The sequence below is a fragment of the Enterobacter sp. 168J2 genome, from assembly GCF_034107265.1.
Lineage (GTDB): Bacteria > Pseudomonadota > Gammaproteobacteria > Enterobacterales > Enterobacteriaceae > Enterobacter > Enterobacter nematophilus.
In genome coordinates, this window is the sequence record NZ_JAWNEB010000003.1 from 236,972 (window position 1) to 256,583 (window position 19,612).

The window sequence follows — 19,612 nt, forward strand, 5'->3', positions numbered from 1 at the left end:
TGGGGGATAAATGAGCGCGGGAAGCCCTAAATTCACCATCAGCCGTGTTGCGGCATTATCACTGGTTTCGCTCTGGCTGGCAGGCTGTACAAGTTCTAACAACCCGCCTGCGCCCGTCAGCTCCGTCGGGGGAAACAGCGGCTCCGGTAACACGTCCAGCGGAATGTTGATCACGCCTCCGCCTAAAATGGGCACTGCTGCACCGCAGCAAACACCACAAATTCAGCCTGTGCAACATCCTGTTACACAGCCAACGCAGATCCAGCCAGTTGAACAGCCTGTTCAGACCCAAAATGGCCGCATAGTCTATAACCGCCAGTATGGGAACATTCCGAAAGGCAGCTATACCGGCGGCAGCACCTATACCGTCAAGCGCGGCGATACGCTGTTCTACATTGCCTGGATCACCGGGAACGATTTCCGTGACCTTGCCCAGCGCAATAACGTCCAGGCCCCGTATGCTCTGGAAGTTGGCCAAACGCTCCAGGTGGGCAACGCAACGGGTACGCCGCTGACGCCTGGCAATACGGTTTCAGCGGCCGACGTGACGGCTCAAAATAACAGCGTTAAGCCTGCACAAAAATCCACCACGGTGGTTGCTTCACAACCTGTAATTACGTATTCTGAGGATTCAGGTGATCAGACTGCTAACAAAATGTTGCCGAATAATAAAGGGACTGCGACTGTTGTCACAGCACCGACCACGGCACCTGTGGTTAGCTCTACTGAACCGACTGCAAGCAGTCAGAATGCCAGTTCGTCCATCACTGCATGGCGCTGGCCAACAGACGGCAAGATTATCGAGAACTTCGCAACCTCTGAGGGTGGGAACAAAGGGATCGATATCGCAGGCAGTAAAGGACAGGCTATCATCGCGACCGCAGACGGACGCGTTGTGTATGCCGGTAACGCTCTGCGCGGTTACGGTAATCTGATTATCATCAAACATAACGATGATTACCTGAGTGCCTACGCCCATAACGACACAATGCTGGTCCGGGAACAACAAGAAGTTAAGGCGGGGCAAAAAATCGCTACCATGGGTAGCACCGGAACCAGTTCTACACGCTTGCATTTTGAAATTCGTTACAAGGGGAAATCCGTAAACCCGCTGCAGTATTTGCCGCAGCGATAAATTGACGGGGCATGCCAGCCAGGGTGTCTCGTTCAGGGATCACGGGTAGGAGCCACCTTATGAGTCAGAATACGCTGAAAGTTCATGATTTAAATGAAGACGCGGAATTTGATGAGAACGGAGCAGAGGCTTTTGACGAAAAAGCCTTAGTAGAAGAGGAACCCAGTGATAACGATTTGGCTGAAGAAGAGCTGTTATCGCAGGGCGCCACACAGCGTGTACTGGACGCGACTCAGCTTTACCTTGGGGAGATTGGTTACTCCCCACTGCTAACGGCCGAAGAAGAAGTCTATTTCGCACGTCGTGCTTTGCGTGGTGATGTTGCCTCGCGTCGTCGCATGATCGAAAGTAACCTGCGACTGGTCGTGAAAATTGCCCGCCGTTACGGCAATCGTGGTCTGGCTTTGCTGGATCTGATTGAAGAGGGCAACTTAGGTCTCATCCGCGCAGTTGAGAAGTTTGACCCGGAACGCGGGTTCCGTTTCTCAACCTACGCGACCTGGTGGATTCGTCAGACCATCGAACGGGCTATTATGAACCAGACCCGTACGATCCGACTGCCGATCCACATCGTCAAAGAGTTGAACGTCTATCTGCGTACCGCGCGCGAGTTGTCCCATAAACTGGACCACGAGCCAAGCGCAGAAGAAATTGCCGAACAACTCGACAAACCGGTTGATGACGTAAGCCGTATGCTGCGTCTCAACGAGCGCATTACCTCGGTTGACACCCCGCTGGGTGGCGACTCCGAAAAAGCGCTGCTGGACATCCTGGCCGATGAAAAAGACAACGGCCCGGAAGACACCACGCAGGACGATGACATGAAGCAGAGCATCGTCAAATGGCTGTTCGAACTGAACGCCAAACAGCGTGAAGTGCTGGCACGTCGTTTCGGTTTACTGGGGTATGAAGCTGCGACACTGGAAGACGTCGGCCGCGAAATTGGCCTGACCCGTGAACGTGTTCGTCAGATTCAGGTAGAAGGTCTGCGCCGCCTGCGTGAAATCCTGCAGGGGCAAGGTCTGAATATCGAAGCGCTGTTCCGCGAATAAGCATCCTTTCGTCAAAAAAGGCCCGTCGTGAGACGGGCCTTTTTCTTTTGTGCTACGGCAGCGCCGTTTCGTGCAGCAGACGCCATGCGATCCTGCCGTCCTCCTGATTAAGCACCGCGGTTGACCAGCGCACGTTGACGGGCAGCCCCGGCCGGGTCTGCGTCTCCCGGTAGTGAAGCACCGCGCCGTGGGGCCACGTCTGTCGCGTCGTTAATTCATCAATAACAATTTTCAGTCCGGGGCGGCTTCCTCGCTGGTTGTGCAAAAATTCCACGAGGCCGTGATAGTCGATATGAACGCCACCCGGTGGGATCATCAGAAAATCTGGCCGGAAACGGGCGAGCAGGGCGTCGGAGTCGCCTTCACCTTTGCCTAACCAGTTTTCAAGCGCAATGTGGAGGTCGATAATGTCGTGTTCAAAAGGCGTCATGAATTCTCCTGTCGCAGCTGGGCGAGCACCTGCGTAGTGTTAAGTCGGAAAACGTACAGTACAGGCAATAAGGTCATGCCTGCGGCAAAAAGAAACATTCCGTGCCAGGCGGCGAGCGGCGCCAGATAGCTCTGCGCCAGACTCAGCGCCTCTGCCAGCAGCAGGGCGCCGGCAAAAAAGCTCAACTGTCGATTGAGATTCCACAGCGCGCTGGCATCCGGCATCTCTTCCCGGCGCGTTGTCAGAAAAGCGCTGCTCTGAGCGGTGCTGCTGCACAGGCTTCCCCCCGCGCCCATCAGGGTAAACGCAACGACAGGTAGCAGCGTAGCCGAGCTGACGTTAAGCAAAAGCAGAATGCCCGTCGCCTGCAGCAGGCAGCCGATGACAATCAGCGGCTGTGGACCGATACGGTTAAAATAGCGTCCCGTCGCCGTGATGGCGATAAACGATGCTATGGACCACGGCAGCATGAGCATACCCGTTGCGGATGGGCTCATGTTCACCTCGTGCTGAAGATAAAACATGCCCGTAACGTTCACCCCAATAAACATGCCGGGTACGCATAAATAGACAAGCATGGAAAAACGCAAAAGCGGGTCCGCGAGCAACCGCAGGTTGAGCAGTCTGGCCGCTTTCATCGCGGGTATTTCGTGTTTAAGCCACAGGCAGGCCAACGCAAAGGTCACGATAGCGACCGGTAGCGTCGCGAAAAATATCCACCGCCAGCCTAGCGTCTGCACCAGTACGCCCCCGATAGCGGGTGAGCAGGCGGGAGCAAGCAGCGCGACCAGCATCACCGCCGAGGAGAGTCTGGCCCGCTCGTGAGGCTGAAACAGTTGCCAGGTCAGCGCCTGTCCGACGGGGATCAGTAAGCCACCGCCCACGCCCTGCAGCACGCGCCAGGCGATCAGACTTTCCAGCGTTGCAGACAGGCCTGCCGCAGCGGAGGCTGCGCTGAACAGAAAAAGCGAGATCAGGATGACCCGCTTTGGTCCGAAGCGGCGCGTGAGCATGCTGCTGAACGGGATCGCCAGCGTCAGGCCGGCAATGTACCCGTTACTGACCCAGGCAAGCGCTGAAGGCGTGGCGTTAAGAGCTTGCGCCATCGCCGGAAAAGCGACGCTGGCAATAAACATGTTGATCAAATCAAGAAAAAAGCCCAGCAGATAGACGGCGGCGACTTTACTGCGATACGTCATGGTGGATCCTCCCGTGAGGTGGCGTATCGTATCGACCCCGGAAGCACGGATAAACCTGACAAAGCGCGATATACTGTCAAAAAAATTTTGACGGTAAAGGGCGTGATGATGATTAACCTACAGCGGACGCAGATGTTTGTTGCGGTTGCCGACACCGGCAGCTTTACTGCCGCAGCCGATGCGCTGGGCCTGACAAAAGCCGTGGTCAGCTTCAATATTCGCCAGCTTGAAGGGGAGCTGGGGGTGACATTGCTGCTGCGCTCCACCCGTCGCCTGACGTTAACCGAGGCGGGTGCGCTTTTTCATCAACGCAGCGTGGCGCTTTTGAAGGACGCCGAACAGCTGCAGGATGATGTTCGCGCGAATCATGCAGGGCTCACGGGTGAATTGCGGATCACCACCACGCCTGAGTATGGCTCGCGGGTCGTGGTACCGTTGCTGGCAAGGTTTAGCCAGCTGCACCCGGCGCTTCGCGTGCGTCATGTTTCGTCTTCACTCCATGCCGACCTTATCTCAGAGCGCTTTGACGTGGCTATCCGGTTGGGAACGCTTACCGACTCGCGCTACCACGCCGCATTGATTTCACATTTTTCCATCCTGCCCGTCGCGACGCCCGAGTGGCGGGTGAATCATCCGGTTGAATCGCTTGATCAGCTGGCGCACGCCGACTGGATTATTCACGAGCGCTTAGCTTCGCCGCTGCGCTGGCAGGTGAAAGATGCCAGCGGTGCGCCTGAAATGCTGGAGATAAAAAAAGCGCCGCGCCTGTTTGCCGACAGCGCTCAGGCGCTTATGGCCTTTGCGCTCGCGGGAAGTGGCGTGGCGTTACTGCCGGAATGGCTGGTGCGCGATGCGCTTGATGCGGGAAAACTGATCCCGGTTTTACCGGGATACACCTTCGCCCGGCAGGGCATCCACGCGGTTTATCCGGATGCCCGGCACGTGCCCGCGAAAGTGCGCACCTTTATTGATTTTATGCGCGCCAGCGTGAATTAATCGTGCATCATCTTTTTGATGAGCGCAGAGAACTGCTCCCGCTCGGCTTTATTAAGGCGCCCTAAAAACGCCTCGTCCACCTCGTTGCCGACCGGCTGGCAGCCTGCAAGCAGGGCCTCGCCTTCCGGCGTCAGGAAGACAAACCGGCGGCGCTTATCTGCGGGATCATGCTCGCGTTTGACCAGCCCGCGCGCCTCCATTCGGCTGAGCATTTCCGCCAGGGTCGCCTTCGTGCTGACCGCTACTTCAGTCAATGCCACCTGCTCGATGCCCGGATGCTCGGCAATGGAGCGCATTACCGCATACTGCGGCTTGGTCAGTTCCGGCAGGGCATGCTGCCACTTAGCGGTATGTTGTTGAAAAAGCTGACGTAACAGGTGGAACGCCTCTTGTCTTAGTTCCATGAACACTCCGACAGAAAAAATCACCCCCTATGATAGCCGCTAAAGCCCGGGATGATAACGCGGCATTTTTTAGCAATTAGTGTGATCGTATGCGAACGATCTTGTCAGAAAAATAATCCGGGAGTAGTTTATCTACAATGTTCGTACGCGAACAAACTGATTGAGGTGATGAATGAGATTGATCGTTGGAATGACGGGGGCCACGGGAGCTCCGCTGGGCGTGGCGCTGCTGCAGGCGCTAAAGGAAATGCCGGAGGTTGAGACCCATCTGGTGATGTCGAAGTGGGCAAAAACTACCGTTGAGCTGGAAACGCCTTTCAGCGTGCAGGACGTTGCTGCGCTGGCTGACGTTGTCCACAGCCCGGCTGACCAGGCCGCCACCATTTCCTCCGGCTCGTTTCGCACCGACGGCATGATCGTCATTCCCTGCAGCATGAAAACGCTGGCGGGGATCCGCGCCGGCTACGCCGAAGGGCTGGTGGGCCGTGCGGCGGATGTGGTGCTGAAAGAGGGGCGCAAGCTGGTGCTGGTTCCCCGCGAAACGCCGCTCAGCACCATTCATCTGGAGAACATGCTGGCGCTTTCCCGCATGGGCGTGGCGATGGTGCCGCCTATGCCCGCGTATTACAACCACCCGCAAACCGCCGATGACATCACCCAGCATATCGTGACCCGCGTGCTCGACCAGTTCGGTCTGGAGCACAAAAAGGCGCGCCGCTGGAGCGGCTTGCGGGAGGCGAAACATTTTTCACAGGAGAACAAAGATGGCATTTGATGATTTGAGAAGCTTCCTGCAGGCGCTCGATGAGCAAGGGCAACTGCTGAAAATTGAGGAAGAGGTGAATGCGGAGCCGGATCTGGCGGCGGCAGCCAACGCCACCGGCCGTATTGGCGACGGCGCGCCCGCGCTGTGGTTTGACAATATTCGCGGCTTTACCGACGCCCGCGTGGTGATGAATACCATCGGCTCCTGGCAGAACCACGCCATATCAATGGGACTGCCTGCGAATACCCCGGTAAAAAAACAGATCGACGAGTTCATTCGCCGCTGGGATAAATTCCCGATTGCACCGGAGCGACGCCCCAACCCTGCCTGGGCGCAAAATACGGTGGACGGTGAAGACATTAACCTGTTCGATATCCTCCCGCTGTTCCGCCTGAACGACGGTGACGGCGGTTTTTATCTCGATAAAGCGTGCGTCGTGTCGCGCGATCCGCTCGATCCGGATCACTTCGGCAAGCAGAACGTCGGCATCTACCGCATGGAAGTGAAGGGCAAGCGCAAGCTCGGCCTGCAGCCGGTACCGATGCATGATATCGCCCTGCACCTGCACAAAGCGGAAGAGCGCGGGCAAGATCTGCCGATTGCGATTACCCTCGGCAACGATCCGATTATTACGCTGATGGGCGCAACGCCGCTGAAATACGATCAGTCCGAGTATGAAATGGCCGGTGCGCTGCGTGAAAGCCCGTACCCGATTGCCACCGCGCCGCTGACCGGCTTCGACGTGCCGTGGGGGTCTGAAGTGATCCTGGAAGGGGTGATTGAAGGGCGTAAACGTGAAATCGAAGGGCCGTTCGGCGAGTTTACCGGGCACTATTCCGGCGGTCGTAACATGACGGTGGTCCGTATCGACAAAGTCTCTTACCGCACCAAACCGATTTTCGAATCCCTCTACCTCGGCATGCCCTGGACCGAAATTGACTATCTGATGGGACCGGCCACCTGCGTGCCGCTTTACCAGCAGCTGAAAGCGGAATTCCCTGAAGTGCAGGCGGTGAACGCGATGTACACCCACGGCCTGCTGGCGATTATCTCGACTAAAAAACGCTACGGCGGTTTTGCTCGCGCGGTCGGTTTGCGTGCTATGACCACGCCGCACGGCCTGGGCTACGTGAAGATGGTGATTATGGTGGATGAGGATGTCGATCCGTTCAACCTCCCACAGGTGATGTGGGCGCTGTCATCGAAGGTAAACCCGGCAGGAGACCTGGTGCAGCTGCCGAACATGTCGGTGCTTGAACTCGACCCAGGCTCCAGCCCGGCGGGCATTACCGACAAACTGATTATTGATGCCACCACGCCTGTTGCACCGGACACCCGTGGCCACTACAGCCAGCCGGTACAGGATCTGCCTGAAACCAAAGCCTGGGCTGAAAAACTGACCGCGATGCTGGCAGCACGCCAATAAGGAGGAAAAGATGATTTGTCCACGTTGTGCCGATGAGCATATTGAAGTGATGGCGACATCACCGGTGAAAGGGGTCTGGACGGTCTATCAGTGCCAGCACTGTCTGTACACCTGGCGCGATACCGAACCGCTGCGACGTACCAGCCGCGAGCACTACCCGGAAGCGTTCCGTATGACGCAGAAGGATATTGATGAAGCGCCGCAGGTGCCGACGGTTCCACCGTTGTTATAAGCAAAACGGCAACGTAAGTTGCCGTTTTCATGTTTTCACCCTCTCCCTGTGGGAGAGGGCTGGGTTGAGGGAAAAAGACCGTAGAAAACTAAACCAGACTCTTCAACCGGTAAATCCATTCCAGCGCCTGACGCGGCGTCAGTGAATCCGGGTCGAGGTTCTCCAGCGCTTCCACCGCAGGCGACGTTTCTTCCGCTGGTGCCAACAGCGACATCTGGGTGCCATCGATCTGCGTCGCCGCCGCATTCGGCGAGAGGCTTTCCAGCTCACGCAGCTTCTGGCGAGCGCGCTTGATCACCTCTTTCGGAACACCTGCCAGCGCCGCGACGGCCAGACCATAGCTCTTGCTCGCCGCGCCATCCTGCACCGTGTGCATAAAAGCGATGGTATCGCCGTGCTCCAGCGCATCAAGATGAACGTTAGCCACGCCTTCCATTTTCTCCGGCAGCTGCGTCAGCTCGAAGTAGTGGGTGGCGAACAGCGTCATGGCCTTGATTTTATTCGCGAGACTTTCGGCACAGGCCCAGGCCAGCGACAGGCCGTCATAGGTTGAGGTTCCGCGTCCCACTTCGTCCATCAGCACCAGGCTGTGCTCCGTCGCGTTATGCAGAATGTTAGCCGTTTCGGTCATCTCGACCATGAAGGTTGAGCGACCGCTCGCCAGATCGTCCGCTGCCCCAACGCGGGTGAAGATACGGTCGATGGGGCCAATCTCCACTTTTTGCGCCGGGACGTAGCTGCCGATATACGCGAGCAAAGCAATCAGCGCCGTCTGGCGCATATAGGTACTCTTACCGCCCATGTTCGGGCCGGTAATGATCAGCATTCTTCTCTGCGGCGAGAGGCTCAGCGGGTTGGCGATGAACGGTTCGTTCAGCACCTGCTCGACGACCGGGTGACGGCCTTCCGTAATACGAATGCCGGGTTTGTCGGTAAAGGTCGGACAGGTATAGTTCAGCGTTTCAGCCCGTTCTGCCAGGTTTACCAGCACGTCCAGCTCCGCCAGCGCGCTGGCGCTGAGCTGCAGGTCAGCAAGGTGCGGCATCAGCATGTCAAACAGCTCGTCATACAGCTGTTTTTCCAGCGCCAGGGCTTTACCTTTCGAGGTGAGCACTTTGTCCTCGTACTCTTTCAGCTCGGGAATGATGTAGCGCTCGGCGTTTTTCAACGTCTGGCGGCGGACGTAGTGAATCGGCGCCAGATGGCTCTGCCCGCGGCTGATCTGAATGTAGTAACCGTGTACCGCGTTATACCCCACTTTCAGGGTGTCGAGCCCAAGACGCTCGCGTTCGCGGATTTCCAGCTTATCGAGGTAGTCCGTCGCACCGTCGGCCAGCGCGCGCCATTCGTCCAGCTCCTCGTTGTATCCAGGGGCAATCACGCCGCCGTCACGTACCAGAACCGGAGGGGCATCAATAATGGCTCGCTCCAGCAGCTCGCGAAGCTCGGTGAATTCGCCCATCGTTTCGCGGAGTTTCTGTACCGGCGCGCTGTCAACGTCGCTCAGCTGCGCTCGCAGCTCCGGCAACTGCTGGAAAGCATGACGCATACGCGCAAGGTCGCGCGGGCGCGCGGTGCGCAGAGCCAGACGGGCCAGGATACGCTCCAGATCGCCCACCTGGCGCAGGACCGGCTGCAGCTCGGTATAGCGATCCTGCAGGGCGGCAATGGTCTGCTGACGGCAGACAAGCGTATCCGTATCGCGAATCGGCATATGCAGCCAGCGTTTCAGCATGCGGCTGCCCATTGGCGTTACCGTGCTGTCGAGCACCGACGCGAGCGTGTTTTCAACGCCACCCGCCAGGTTCTGGGTGATCTCCAGGTTACGTCGCGTGGCGGCATCCATGATGATGCTGTCCTGCTGGCGCTCCATGGTGATAGAGCGGATATGCGGCAGGGCGGTGCGCTGGGTGTCTTTCACGTACTGCAGGAGGCAACCTGCGGCACACAGCCCGCGCGGAGCATTTTCCACGCCAAAGCCAATCAGATCGCGGGTGCCAAACTGCAGGTTCAGCTGCTGGCGCGCGGTATCAATTTCGAATTCCCACAGCGGGCGGCGTCGCAATCCGCGACGGCCTTCAATGAGCGCCATTTCGGCGAAGTCTTCGGCGTAGAGCAGCTCTGCCGGGTTGGTGCGCTGCAGTTCGGCAGCCATCGTTTCGCGGTCAGCCGGCTCACTCAGGCGAAAACGCCCGGAGCTGATGTCCAGCGTGGCGTAGCCAAAACCCTTGCCGTCCTGCCACAGCGCCGCCAGCAGGTTATCCTGGCGCTCCTGAAGCAGGGCTTCATCACTGATGGTACCTGGCGTGACGATGCGTACGACTTTGCGCTCAACCGGGCCTTTCGAGGTTGCCGGATCGCCGATCTGCTCGCAGATGGCAACGGACTCGCCCTGATTCACCAGCTTAGCCAGATAGTTTTCAACCGCGTGGTGCGGGATACCGGCCATCGGGATGGGCTCGCCTGCGGAGGCGCCACGTTTGGTTAGCGAGATGTCGAGCAACTGCGACGCACGCTTAGCATCGTCATAAAACAGCTCGTAAAAATCGCCCATACGGTAAAACAGCAGGATTTCCGGATGCTGTGCCTTCAGCTTCAGATACTGCTGCATCATTGGCGTATGTGCGTCGAAATTGTCGATTGTGCTCATGGAGTTATGATGTCCATTTCTTTGAAAATAAACCGTTTTGAGCGGCTCAGTGGCCGTTAGTTCCTTCTATTGTCGCATGAAAAAAAGGTACGGCGCAGAAAAATGTGGCGGCTTTACGGGGCGCCTTCTGACATTAACTCAATGACGATTTTTCCATGCTCAACGCCCACCCTGACCTGTGAGTTGGTGGTAAAGCCCGCTTTCTCAAGCCAGTCTCCTTTTAAGCTCAGCGCTGCATGCACGCTGTATCGCTTTGGTATCTTCGTTTTTCGATCCTCGTGACGTTTTCTGAAATATCCCACTTTTAAATGGCGGTAGGGTTTGCCGAACGCGATCTCTTTCATAGGGTCTCCAGACTATACGGACAACGGTCATTCCTGATGCCTGTATAAAATACCAGTGATTTTCAGGAGGTGTAGGGTTAATAGTGGAATCAGGCTTCAGAAAACGGAATGCAACACCTGAAATCCACAGTATAAAAGTGTATTATTGATGCATCTTATTGTTCGGTAAGTCGCTATGACCGGTAAACGCATATCACGAGAAAAAGAGACCATCGCGAAAATGATCGCGTTGTACGCAAAGCAGTGTCCAGAGGCTTCTCAGGAAGCGGGGCATTATCAGGCGCTCAACGCGTATGCCGATAAGCGCCTGGATAAGTGCGTTTTTGGTGATGAAAAGCCCGCCTGCAAACAATGCCCGGTGCACTGCTACCAGCCTGCCAGACGTGAAGAGATGAAGCAGATTATGCGCTGGGCGGGGCCGCGTATGTTATGGCGACACCCCATTCTGACCGTCCGTCATCTGATGGATGACCGTCGTCCGGTGCCGGAGCTGCCGGAAAAGTATCGCCCGAAAAAGTAAGCCGTTCAGCTTCGTAGCGGGCGGCAAATCACGTTCAGGGCCAGCGCGCTGCACAGTGGAAAGAGCGCCAGCAGCAGCCACGGGTAAATCGCCTGCGTTGAAGGCACCAGCGCGCGATCCAGCAGGCTGCCAAAAAGCAAGTTTCCGGCCAGTACCGCAATGCCTCCGGCGGTGGAGAGTGCGCCGTAGTGCGCGCCCAGCGTGGATTCATCGGCGAACCGCGGAATGAGATCTTTTGCCGAGGGCACCAGCAGCATCTGCCCCAGCGTCAGCAGCGTGACAAACGAGACCGAGGGCAGAAGCCGCAGCCAGCCTTCAGGCGGTTCTGTTGCTGCAAACGCCGCCACGCTCGCAAAGGCGGCGGAAAGCAGCAAAAAGCCCACCGGCAGAATGTTCACCGCGCCCACGCGACGGGCGAAACGCGCCAGCGGCAGCTGTAAGGTAATAATCAGAACGGAGGCCAGCATAAAAAGCGGGCCAAGATCTTTCTCGTTACCGCCGGAGCGCTGGATCTCTACCGGCAGCGCCAGATAGAGCTGGTTATAGCTTAACAGCCAGGAGCTGTAGGCAATGATAAAGGCGACAAAGCGAGGCTGTCGGAACGTCGTCCACCAGGGCACTATTTTTATCTTCTGTAAACGGTGCCCGGCAGCAGGCAGACAGAAGTAAAGCACCACTAGCGCAATGATAAAGACGCCAGCCCCCGCCAGCGCCACCTGGCGGAAGCCAAGCCCCGTTAGCAGGGCGCCAGCAACCGGGCCCAGTACCGCGCCGAGCTCCCCGCAGACGGCAAAGAGCGCAAACCACTCCGCCCGGCTTCGTTTCCCCTTCGCCTCGCTGTTCGTCCCCGCTTTCGCCAGCAATGACTCAATAGACGGAGAAAATAACGCGCCGCCGACGCCCGTCAGACACGCGCCCAGAATAATCGGCCACAGCGATCCCCCGAAGGCCAGCAGCAGATAGCCTGAAACACGAACTATACAGCCGCTGAGGATAACCACTTTCGCCCCAAACCGGTCCGAGAGCGCACCGCCAACGATAAACATCCCCTGCTGCGAGAACGTGCGCAGGCCCAGGATCAGCCCGATTAGCCCGCCGGAGAGCAGCATGTCGTCGCGCAGAAATATCGCCAGAAAGGGAACGACGGCGTAAAACCCAATGTTAAAAACAAACTGGCTACCCAGTAAAACGGGCGGCCAGAGCGTGGTGGCGGGGCGAAGGGACATTGTCGATCACTCGTCCCTAAACGATAAAATGAATGTGCTTTTTGCCATGAAACGGCGAGATCTCAATTTTAGTTTTCACCCGGAAGACATCCCAGAGCAACGACTCGGATAAAATGTCCTGCGGTGTTCCGGTCGCCACAATTTGCCCTTTCTGCATCACAATCAGCGAGTCGCAGAACATTGAGGCGTGGTTGAGATCGTGGATGGCGACAATGCTGGTGACGGGTAATTCGCTGATCAGCTGCATCAGCTGCATCTGATGATGGATGTCCAGGTGGTTGGTCGGTTCATCCAGCAGGATTTCGGTTGGCGTTTGCGCCAGCGCGCGGGCGATATGCACCCGCTGACGCTCTCCGCCGGACAGGCTCAGCCAGCCCTGCTCGCTGCGGTCCAGCATATCGACACGCTGCAGAGCCGCGGTGACGGTCTCGTCATCCTGCGCGCTCCAGTTGGAAAAAGGGGAGTGGTGCGGAATACGTCCAAGCTTGACCACGTCGCGCACGCGCATATTGGCGTCCGTCATGCCGTGCTGCTCAACGAACGCCACCCGGCGGGCAAGCTGCTTTTTGGCGATGCGGGAAATGTCCTGCCCGTCCAGGGTCACGCTGCCCGCATCCGGGCGACGCAGGCCTGCCAGAATGCGCAGAAGCGATGATTTGCCGCAGCCGTTAGGACCAAGCAGACCCACGGTTTCGCCCCGGGAAACCTTCAGCGAGACGTCATTGACGATAACTTTTTTGCCGACCTTCCAGGTAATATTTTCAGCGCAGATACTCATCACTTATTCCTTGAACGGTAGATAATCACGGCAAAGAAAGGCACGCCCACCAGCGCGGTGACGACGCCGACGGGCAGGCTCTGCGGCGCAATCAGCATCCGCGAGGCGATGTCGGCCAGCACCATCAGGATCGCCCCGGCCAGGGCGCTGGCAATCAGCAGCGTGCGGTGCAGCGGCCCGAACAGGAAGCGCATAACGTGCGGCACCACCAGCCCCACAAAGCCGATTGAGCCCGCCATGCTGACGATGGTGGCGGTGATCAGAGCCGTGGTGGTAAACAGGGCAAGGCGCACCCTGGGTACGGCAATGCCTAACGAGGCCGCGGCGTCATCGCCAAAGGTAAAGGCGTCCAGCGCCCGGGAATAGTAGAGGCAGACGGCAAGGCCCGCCAGCACGACAACCAGCGCCAGCTGGAATTCCGGCCAGCGCACGCCGCTAAAGCTGCCCAGCAGCCAGAACATCACGTCTCGCGCCTGCTGCGCGCTGGCGGAGGTGCTGATGGTGTAGGCGGTAATGGCGTTGAAAAGCTGAGATGCAGCAACGCCTGCCAGAATGGTGCGCTCATTTCCCCCGCGCGCACCGTTCGTCAGAAAGGCGACAAACGCAAAGGCGGCGAACGCCCCGGCAAACGCGCCCGCGGAGAGCGACACCGCGCCGGTGCCGATGCCCAGGACAACGACCGACACCGCCCCGGTTGAGGCGCCTGCCGACACGCCGAGCACGTAAGGTTCCGCCAGCGCGTTCTTCAGCAGGCTTTGCAGCACGGCGCCGCAAATGGCTAAACCGGCCCCGCAGCATGCCGCCACCAGCGCGCGGCTCAGGCGAAAGTCCCAGATAACGCTTTCATAGATGCGGTTTAGCGGAACGTCGGTCAGCCCCAGCTTATTACCGATAGCGTATAAGACGTTGGATAGCGGAATCGACAGCTCGCCGACGCTGACGCCAAGGGCAATCACCAGAAACAGCAGGACAACAGCAAGCAGAGCGGAAGTGGTCAGAATCAGGCCCTGGCGGGCCTGAAGTACGGCAACTGTCATCAGTTCAGCCCCAGCTTTCTGAGCTGTTCACCCACCTGTTCGGCACCGTAAATCGTACGAATCGTCGGGTTCATCGCCTGACCGTCCATCACCACGATATGGCCTTTTTTAACGGCATCAAGCTGGCTCACGGCCGGATCGCTTTTCAGGAATTTGATTTTCTCTTCCGCGTTATCCAGCGCCCAGCGGTTACGATCCAGGCTGGAGACCACAATCACGTCCGGGTTCGCGGCAATAATGCTTTCCCAGCCCACGGTTGGCCATTCAGTCTCGGACGTAATGGCGTTATGGCCGCCCATCAGGCTGGCGATAAACCCAGAGGGGCTATTTTTACCGCCTACGTAGGCGTCTGCAGAAGGGGATGAACTGGAGAACCAGAAGACAAACGAAAGGTCTTTTTTATTCTTGCCGAATTCTTTGCGCAGGTCAGCCTCGCGTTTTTTGAAATCGGCAATGACGGCCTGGCCGCGATCTTCAACGTTAAAGATTTTGGCGAAATCCTCAATCTCTTTATAGAGATAGGTCATATCCCACAGCTTCTGGCGGCTGCCGTACATATCGCCGGTGGCTTTTTTGGTCGCGCACATGCCCGGTGACACATAGCTGTTCACGCCGAGGGTCATCAGGTCTTCGCGTTTTGCGACCTTACTTTCAGGCCCCAGCAGCAGCGGCGTCTGAGCGGGAACGAAGTCGGGATTTTGCGCAAGAACGGACTCAAGGGTAGGAATTTCGACAGTCAGGGTTTTGATTTTTGCGTTCTGTTCCGCCAGCTGCGGCAAGACTTTGGTCGGCCAGAAGGCGCTGGCTTTGACCTTATCTTCCAGCCCCAGCAGGAGCAAAATCTCCACGGTGTTCTGGCCCAGGGCCACGACGCGTTCCGGCGCTTTGGTGAATGTCTCTTTGTAGCCACAGTTTTCAATCGTCAGGGGATATGTGGTTGCCAGAGTAGAACTGACCGACGCAATCGCCAGGCCTAACGCGCAGAGGACCTTCTTCATGAAACGCTACCCTTCATTAAAATTATTTTTGATGCAAATGAAACGCATTATTAAGGCGGAATTTTATACAGAGGAAACGATTTTGTGTCAATGAGGGACAATAACGCAGGGTGACGAAAGGCGATGCAGGAAAACACCGCCTGATGGGAGTTAAACCAGATTTTCTTTATCAATCCCGAGACGCTTCATGCGCGACAGCAGAGTGGTGCGTTTTAACCCCAACCGCTGGGCCGCCCCTTTCGGCCCGGCCACCACGCCGTTGGTCTCTTTCAGCACGCGCAGAATGAGCTGATATTCATCTTCTCCCTCTTTCGCGATTTCGGCTGCGGGTACGGCCACGTCAGGAAGGGCAATCTCCGGCAGGGAGAGCTGCAGCACGTTCCCGCGCGTCAGCAGCACCGCGCGCTCAATGACGTTTTCCAGCTCGCGCACGTTGCCCGGCCACTCCATCGACGAGAGGGTCCGCAGCGTCTCGGCGGGAATGCTGTCGATGTTTCGCCCCATCCGGCGCGCGATCTTGGCGGTAAAGGCTTTAACCAGCAGGGGGATATCTTCCGGGCGTTCGCGCAGCGGCGGCAGGCAGATCGGGAAGACGTTCAGGCGATAGTAGAGATCGCTTCTGAATTCGCGGTCGGCGACCATTTTTTTCAGGTCGCGGTTGGTGGCGGCGATCAGCCGCACGTCGGTCTGGATAAGCTTGTTGCTGCCGAGGCGCTCAAACTCTTGCTCCTGCAATACGCGCAGCAGCTTGGGCTGTAGCTCCAGCGGCATATCGCCCACTTCGTCGAGGAACAGCGAGCTTTTGTCTGCCAGCTCGAAACGCCCCAGGCGCTGGCTGCTGGCCCCGGTAAACGCGCCGCGCTCGTGGCCAAAGAGGTCGCTTTCCAGCAGACCCGCGGGCATCGCCGCGCAGTTCATCTTCACCATGCGCCGGCTGTTGCGGTTGCTCAGGTTGTGGATGGCGCGGGCAATCAGCTCTTTACCGGTGCCGGTTTCACCGAGGATCAGCACCGTGCTGTCGCTCTGGGCCACCATTTCCACCTGCTTGAGGACGCTGTACATGGCATCGCTGCGCCCGATGATTTCGCCAAACTCGCTGTCCACGTTGTTGAGCTGTTCGGTCAGGGCCAGGTTCTCGTCCACCAGCCGCTCTTTCAGGCGGTGGATCTCCTGATAGGCGAGGGCGTTATCCAGCGCGATGGAGATACGCTCGGCGATCTGACGCAGCAGCTTCAGGTTGGCGGTGGTAAACACGGCTTCATCGCACTGCGCCAGTTTGAGCACCCCAAGCATGGTGCTGCCGGACATCAGCGGCAGCAGGCACAGGGTCTGAATTTTGTTGCCCCAGGTGTTAAACAGCATCCGCTCGTACGGCGCCACCGGGTCCTGCTCGCTGAGATTCAGCAGCAGGATCTCTTTGCTTTTAAACACCCGCTCAGAAAGGGTGCCCGCTTCGTCCACCTCGCTCTGCTCGTGCGCCGGATTGGCCTCATCAAGATAGTGGGTGGAGTAGATGTTCAGCTTGCCTTTACGGTTCCCGCGCAGCGCGATGCTGATGGCGTCTATCCTGAAATAGTGGTGGATCTCCTTGGCGACTTCGCTGACCAGCTCGTCCATGTCGAGCCTTGAGAGCACGGCGTTGGTGATGGCGACCAGAATGCGGAAGTTGTCGCGCTCGCGGCTCAGCAGGTCGTAATCCACGTTATTGGTGACGCGGCTTTGGATCTGCTCCGCGACGACGGCCACAATCTGGGTAAAGGTGTGCAGACGCTCGTACTCCGCCTCGCTCCAGGGCTGGTCGGTATTGCGGATAAACTCGCAGCCGCCAAAAATTTGGCCCTCCGCCGCCAGCGGCAGCATGCCGTAATGACCGAAAGGCTGATAGAGATTGCTCTCCGCCAGCCGCGGCCATGCCATCCGAAACTCTTCAAAATTGCAGTGCAGCACTTCAGGCCGGGAGAGAATGCGGCGCACCGGGCCGTGCGCGAGGTACGTTTCGTCTTCGTATTCAAACGTTTTGCCATTCTCGCGCGTTGAGTAGTAGCTCGCGCGGTGCGTTCCGCTATGCCAGAGCACAATCGCCGCGCTGTCCGCCAGCGCTGATTGCCTGACCAGCCGCGTCAGGGCATCGCTCAGCGCGCCGAGATCGGGCTGTTGTAAAAGTGTGCGCGTGATGTCAAACAGGCCCTGCTGTCCAAGATCGCTCATCGGTGTATACGGCATTATTGCTTTCCAATAGAAACTGGCAAAAAAGAGACATTTAATGCTGACCGCTTATGGCGCGGCTCTAGCAAATTCGGGGTAACGGCTCAGCGTGCGGCAGATCCAGCGTGCGCTTCACGCCGTAAAGCCCGGCCAGGCGCACCCCTTTGCGCTCAACCACGTCGCCAATGATGGCCGCGTCTTTCCCTAAGGGATGCGCTCTCAGCCGTTCAAGTACGGCTTCCGCCGCCGAACGTTCCACGCCGATCGCCAGCTTGCCCTCGTTGGCAAAGTTTAGCGGGTCAAGCCCTAAAAGCTCACACAGCCCCCGCACGGCAGGCTTAACGGGCAGGTCGCGCTCGATCAGTTCAATCCCGCACCCGCTGCTTGCGGCGAACTCGTGGGCGACGGCATTCACCCCGCCTCGGGTGGCGTCGCGCAGGGCTTTGACGCCCGGCATGTCGCGCAGCGTCTGGATAAGCGGGGTGAGCACCGCGCAGTCGCTGCGAAGCTCGCCGTCCAGCCCTAAGCCTTCGCGCAGGTTAAGAATAGTCGCTCCGTGGCAGCCCAGCGTGCCGGTCACCAGCAGCACGTCGCCCGCGCTAAGGCGTTGCGCACCCCAGTGAACGTCGGCGGGGATCGCCCCCATTCCGGCGGTGTTGATGAAGAGCTTGTCGGCCGCGCCGCGCTGGACCACTTTGGTATCCCCGGTAACGATAGCGATACCCGCCTCGCGCGCGGTATGCGCCATGCTGTTCACCACCGCCGTGAGGGTTTCCATCGGCAGACCCTCTTCAAGGATAAACCCGCAGGAGAGATAGCGCGGAATGGCGCCGCTGACGGCCACGTCGTTGGCCGTGCCGCAGACGGCGAGCTTGCCGATATCGCCGCCCGGGAAGAACAGCGGGTCAATCACGTAGCTGTCGGTGGAGAACGCCAGCCGGTCGCCGTGTGCGGTGAGGGTTGAGAGCGCGATGCGCGCCTGATCCTCCTGCTCCGCGAGCCAGGGGTTATTAAAGGCCTCCATGAACAGCCGGTTAATCAGCTGCTGCATCGCCTGTCCACCGCTTCCGTGCGCCATTTCCACCGTGTTCATGCTTCACACTCCTGGTTGCGATACTGATACCACGCGGCGCATGCCCCTTCAGAGGAGACCATCAGCGCGCCAAACGCGGTTTGCGGGTTACAGGTGTTGCCAAATAGCGGGCAGTGATGAGGTTTGCATTTGCCGGTGAGCACCTCGCCGCAGCGGGCCCGGGGATCGTCGCACACCTGCTGCGGCTGCGGGCGGAAGTGCGCTTCGGCATCATATGTGCGATAGGCAGGCGTCAGGCGCACGCCGGACTCGGCAATCAGCCCCAGCCCGCGCCACTCGCTGTCGCCCTCAACGCTAAACACGTCGGCTATCGCCTGCTGCGCCCGCTCATTTCCCGCATCGGGCACCACGCGGCGGTACTGGTTTTCCACCGCGCTCAGGGCCGCTATTTTCTGCTCAACCAGCATGGCCACGCCTTGCAGTAGATCAAGCGGTTCGAAACCAGCCACCACTAACGGACGATTGTACTGCTCAGCGATGAAACCGTAGGCGTCTGTGCCTATCACCATGCTGACGTGGCCTGGTGCCAGGAACGCGTCGATGCCGTTGTCCGGCTCTTCAAGCAGGCTGCGCAGCGTGGGAATGAGCGTAATGTGCTGGCAGAAAAAGAAAAAGTTACCGACATCGCGCGCTTTCGCCTGCTGCAGCGTGATGGCCGTCGCGGGCATGGTGGTTTCAAAACCCAGCCCGAAAAAGACGACCTTGCGCTCAGGGTTGTCCATCGCCAGCGTCAGGGCATCCATCGGCGAGTAAACGATCCGCACGTCCGCGCCGCGCGCCTTTGCCTGCAGCAGCGAGCCGTTTTTCCCCGGCACGCGCATCGCGTCACCAAAGGTGCAGAAAATGACGCCGGGCTGGCCGGCAATTTCAATACAGCTGTCGATGCGCCCCATCGGCAGGACGCACACCGGGCAGCCGGGGCCGTGGATAAACTCGATGTTCTCCGGCAGCAGCTGGTCGAGGCCAAACTTGAAGATGGCGTGCGTGTGCCCGCCGCACACCTCCATGATCCGCAGCGGCCTTTCGCTCGTGTAGTCCAGAAGCGCCGCGCGCGTTTTCAGATGCCCGATAAGCTGCATCACCTGTTCCGGCGCGCGGTATTCATCAACGTAACGCATAGG

The 19,612-nt window shown here is 58.4% G+C and carries 19 protein-coding genes; 7 read left to right on the top strand and 12 right to left on the bottom strand.

The genetic code is table 11. From position 1 onward, the window contains the following. Positions 1-10: 10 nt before the first annotated feature. A complete protein-coding gene (gene nlpD, locus USG84_RS11675; RefSeq protein ID WP_061097244.1) occupies positions 11-1,135 on the top strand; it encodes a murein hydrolase activator NlpD in 1,125 nt (374 codons plus the stop codon). Between the two features lie 59 nt (positions 1,136-1,194). Then, the gene (rpoS, locus tag USG84_RS11680) at positions 1,195-2,187 is read left to right on the top strand and encodes an RNA polymerase sigma factor RpoS (protein WP_013098493.1); all 993 of its coding nucleotides are present in this window, start codon (positions 1,195-1,197) and stop codon (positions 2,185-2,187) included. Positions 2,188-2,239: 52 nt separating this feature from the next. On the opposite strand, the gene USG84_RS11685 is transcribed toward rpoS, so the two are convergent. Beyond that, positions 2,240-2,617 carry a DUF4440 domain-containing protein gene (locus tag USG84_RS11685; RefSeq protein WP_253543192.1) on the bottom strand — a complete coding sequence of 126 codons (378 nt, stop codon included), beginning with the start codon at positions 2,615-2,617 and terminating at the stop codon, positions 2,240-2,242. Continuing rightward, a complete protein-coding gene (locus USG84_RS11690; RefSeq protein WP_253543190.1) occupies positions 2,614-3,816 on the bottom strand; it encodes an MFS transporter in 1,203 nt (400 codons plus the stop codon). The genes USG84_RS11685 and USG84_RS11690 overlap by 4 nt, the downstream gene beginning before the upstream one ends. A gap of 108 nt (positions 3,817-3,924) precedes the next feature. Here USG84_RS11690 and USG84_RS11695 point away from each other — a divergent pair, with 108 nt between their 5' ends. Beyond that, positions 3,925-4,812 (top strand): LysR family transcriptional regulator, encoded by an 888-nt coding sequence (locus USG84_RS11695; RefSeq protein ID WP_253543510.1) that lies wholly within the window; start codon positions 3,925-3,927, stop codon positions 4,810-4,812. On the opposite strand, the gene USG84_RS11700 is transcribed toward USG84_RS11695, so the two are convergent. Further along, positions 4,809-5,216, bottom strand: a complete 408-nt coding sequence (locus USG84_RS11700) for a MarR family winged helix-turn-helix transcriptional regulator (RefSeq protein ID WP_061097247.1) — start codon at positions 5,214-5,216, stop codon at positions 4,809-4,811. The genes USG84_RS11695 and USG84_RS11700 overlap by 4 nt on opposite strands. 172 nt (positions 5,217-5,388) lie before the next feature. On the opposite strand from USG84_RS11700, the gene USG84_RS11705 reads away from it, so the two are divergent. From USG84_RS11705 to USG84_RS11715, 3 genes are read left to right on the top strand one after another with little or no spacing between them, the layout of a single operon-like run. Continuing rightward, the gene (locus USG84_RS11705; RefSeq protein WP_061097248.1) at positions 5,389-5,991 is read left to right on the top strand and encodes a non-oxidative hydroxyarylic acid decarboxylases subunit B; all 603 of its coding nucleotides are present in this window, start codon (positions 5,389-5,391) and stop codon (positions 5,989-5,991) included. Further along, positions 5,981-7,408 (top strand): non-oxidative hydroxyarylic acid decarboxylases subunit C, encoded by a 1,428-nt coding sequence (locus tag USG84_RS11710; protein WP_151412400.1) that lies wholly within the window; start codon positions 5,981-5,983, stop codon positions 7,406-7,408. The genes USG84_RS11705 and USG84_RS11710 overlap by 11 nt, the downstream gene beginning before the upstream one ends. Positions 7,409-7,418: 10 nt before the next feature. After that, positions 7,419-7,640, top strand: a complete 222-nt coding sequence (locus USG84_RS11715) for a non-oxidative hydroxyarylic acid decarboxylases subunit D (protein ID WP_148421244.1) — start codon at positions 7,419-7,421, stop codon at positions 7,638-7,640. 88 nt (positions 7,641-7,728) lie between these two features. On the opposite strand, the gene mutS is transcribed toward USG84_RS11715, so the two are convergent. Together mutS and USG84_RS11725 are read right to left on the bottom strand one after the other, a co-directional pair. Next, positions 7,729-10,290 carry a DNA mismatch repair protein MutS gene (gene mutS, locus USG84_RS11720; protein WP_045261242.1) on the bottom strand — a complete coding sequence of 854 codons (2,562 nt, stop codon included), beginning with the start codon at positions 10,288-10,290 and terminating at the stop codon, positions 7,729-7,731. Positions 10,291-10,403: 113 nt separating this feature from the next. Then, a complete protein-coding gene (locus USG84_RS11725) occupies positions 10,404-10,634 on the bottom strand; it encodes a SymE family type I addiction module toxin (RefSeq protein ID WP_151412401.1) in 231 nt (76 codons plus the stop codon). 175 nt (positions 10,635-10,809) lie between these two features. On the opposite strand from USG84_RS11725, the gene USG84_RS11730 reads away from it, so the two are divergent. Beyond that, positions 10,810-11,154, top strand: a complete 345-nt coding sequence (locus tag USG84_RS11730; protein WP_151412402.1) for a nitrous oxide-stimulated promoter family protein — start codon at positions 10,810-10,812, stop codon at positions 11,152-11,154. A 5-nt stretch (positions 11,155-11,159) separates the two neighbouring features. Here USG84_RS11730 and USG84_RS11735 read toward each other — a convergent pair whose 3' ends face one another. The 7 genes from USG84_RS11735 to hypD form a co-directional block, all read right to left on the bottom strand. Beyond that, the gene (locus USG84_RS11735) at positions 11,160-12,380 is read right to left on the bottom strand and encodes an MFS transporter (RefSeq protein WP_320738275.1); all 1,221 of its coding nucleotides are present in this window, start codon (positions 12,378-12,380) and stop codon (positions 11,160-11,162) included. A 16-nt stretch (positions 12,381-12,396) separates the two neighbouring features. Beyond that, positions 12,397-13,158: an ABC transporter ATP-binding protein gene (locus tag USG84_RS11740; RefSeq protein ID WP_151412403.1), complete on the bottom strand. Its 762-nt coding sequence runs from the start codon at positions 13,156-13,158 to the stop codon at positions 12,397-12,399. Next, a complete protein-coding gene (locus tag USG84_RS11745; RefSeq protein WP_320738276.1) occupies positions 13,158-14,195 on the bottom strand; it encodes a FecCD family ABC transporter permease in 1,038 nt (345 codons plus the stop codon). The genes USG84_RS11740 and USG84_RS11745 overlap by 1 nt, the downstream gene beginning before the upstream one ends. Next, on the bottom strand, positions 14,195-15,193 hold the full coding sequence (locus tag USG84_RS11750) for an ABC transporter substrate-binding protein (RefSeq protein WP_320738277.1): 999 nt from the start codon (positions 15,191-15,193) through the stop codon (positions 14,195-14,197). The genes USG84_RS11745 and USG84_RS11750 overlap by 1 nt, the downstream gene beginning before the upstream one ends. A 150-nt stretch (positions 15,194-15,343) precedes the next feature. After that, the gene (gene flhA, locus USG84_RS11755) at positions 15,344-17,416 is read right to left on the bottom strand and encodes a formate hydrogenlyase transcriptional activator FlhA (protein ID WP_320738278.1); all 2,073 of its coding nucleotides are present in this window, start codon (positions 17,414-17,416) and stop codon (positions 15,344-15,346) included. A 64-nt stretch (positions 17,417-17,480) separates the two neighbouring features. Further along, positions 17,481-18,491, bottom strand: a complete 1,011-nt coding sequence (hypE, locus tag USG84_RS11760; protein WP_320738279.1) for a hydrogenase expression/formation protein HypE — start codon at positions 18,489-18,491, stop codon at positions 17,481-17,483. Next, positions 18,488-19,609 (bottom strand): hydrogenase formation protein HypD, encoded by a 1,122-nt coding sequence (hypD, locus tag USG84_RS11765; RefSeq protein WP_151412404.1) that lies wholly within the window; start codon positions 19,607-19,609, stop codon positions 18,488-18,490. Before hypD ends, hypE begins: the two co-directional genes overlap by 4 nt. Positions 19,610-19,612 lie beyond the last annotated feature (3 nt).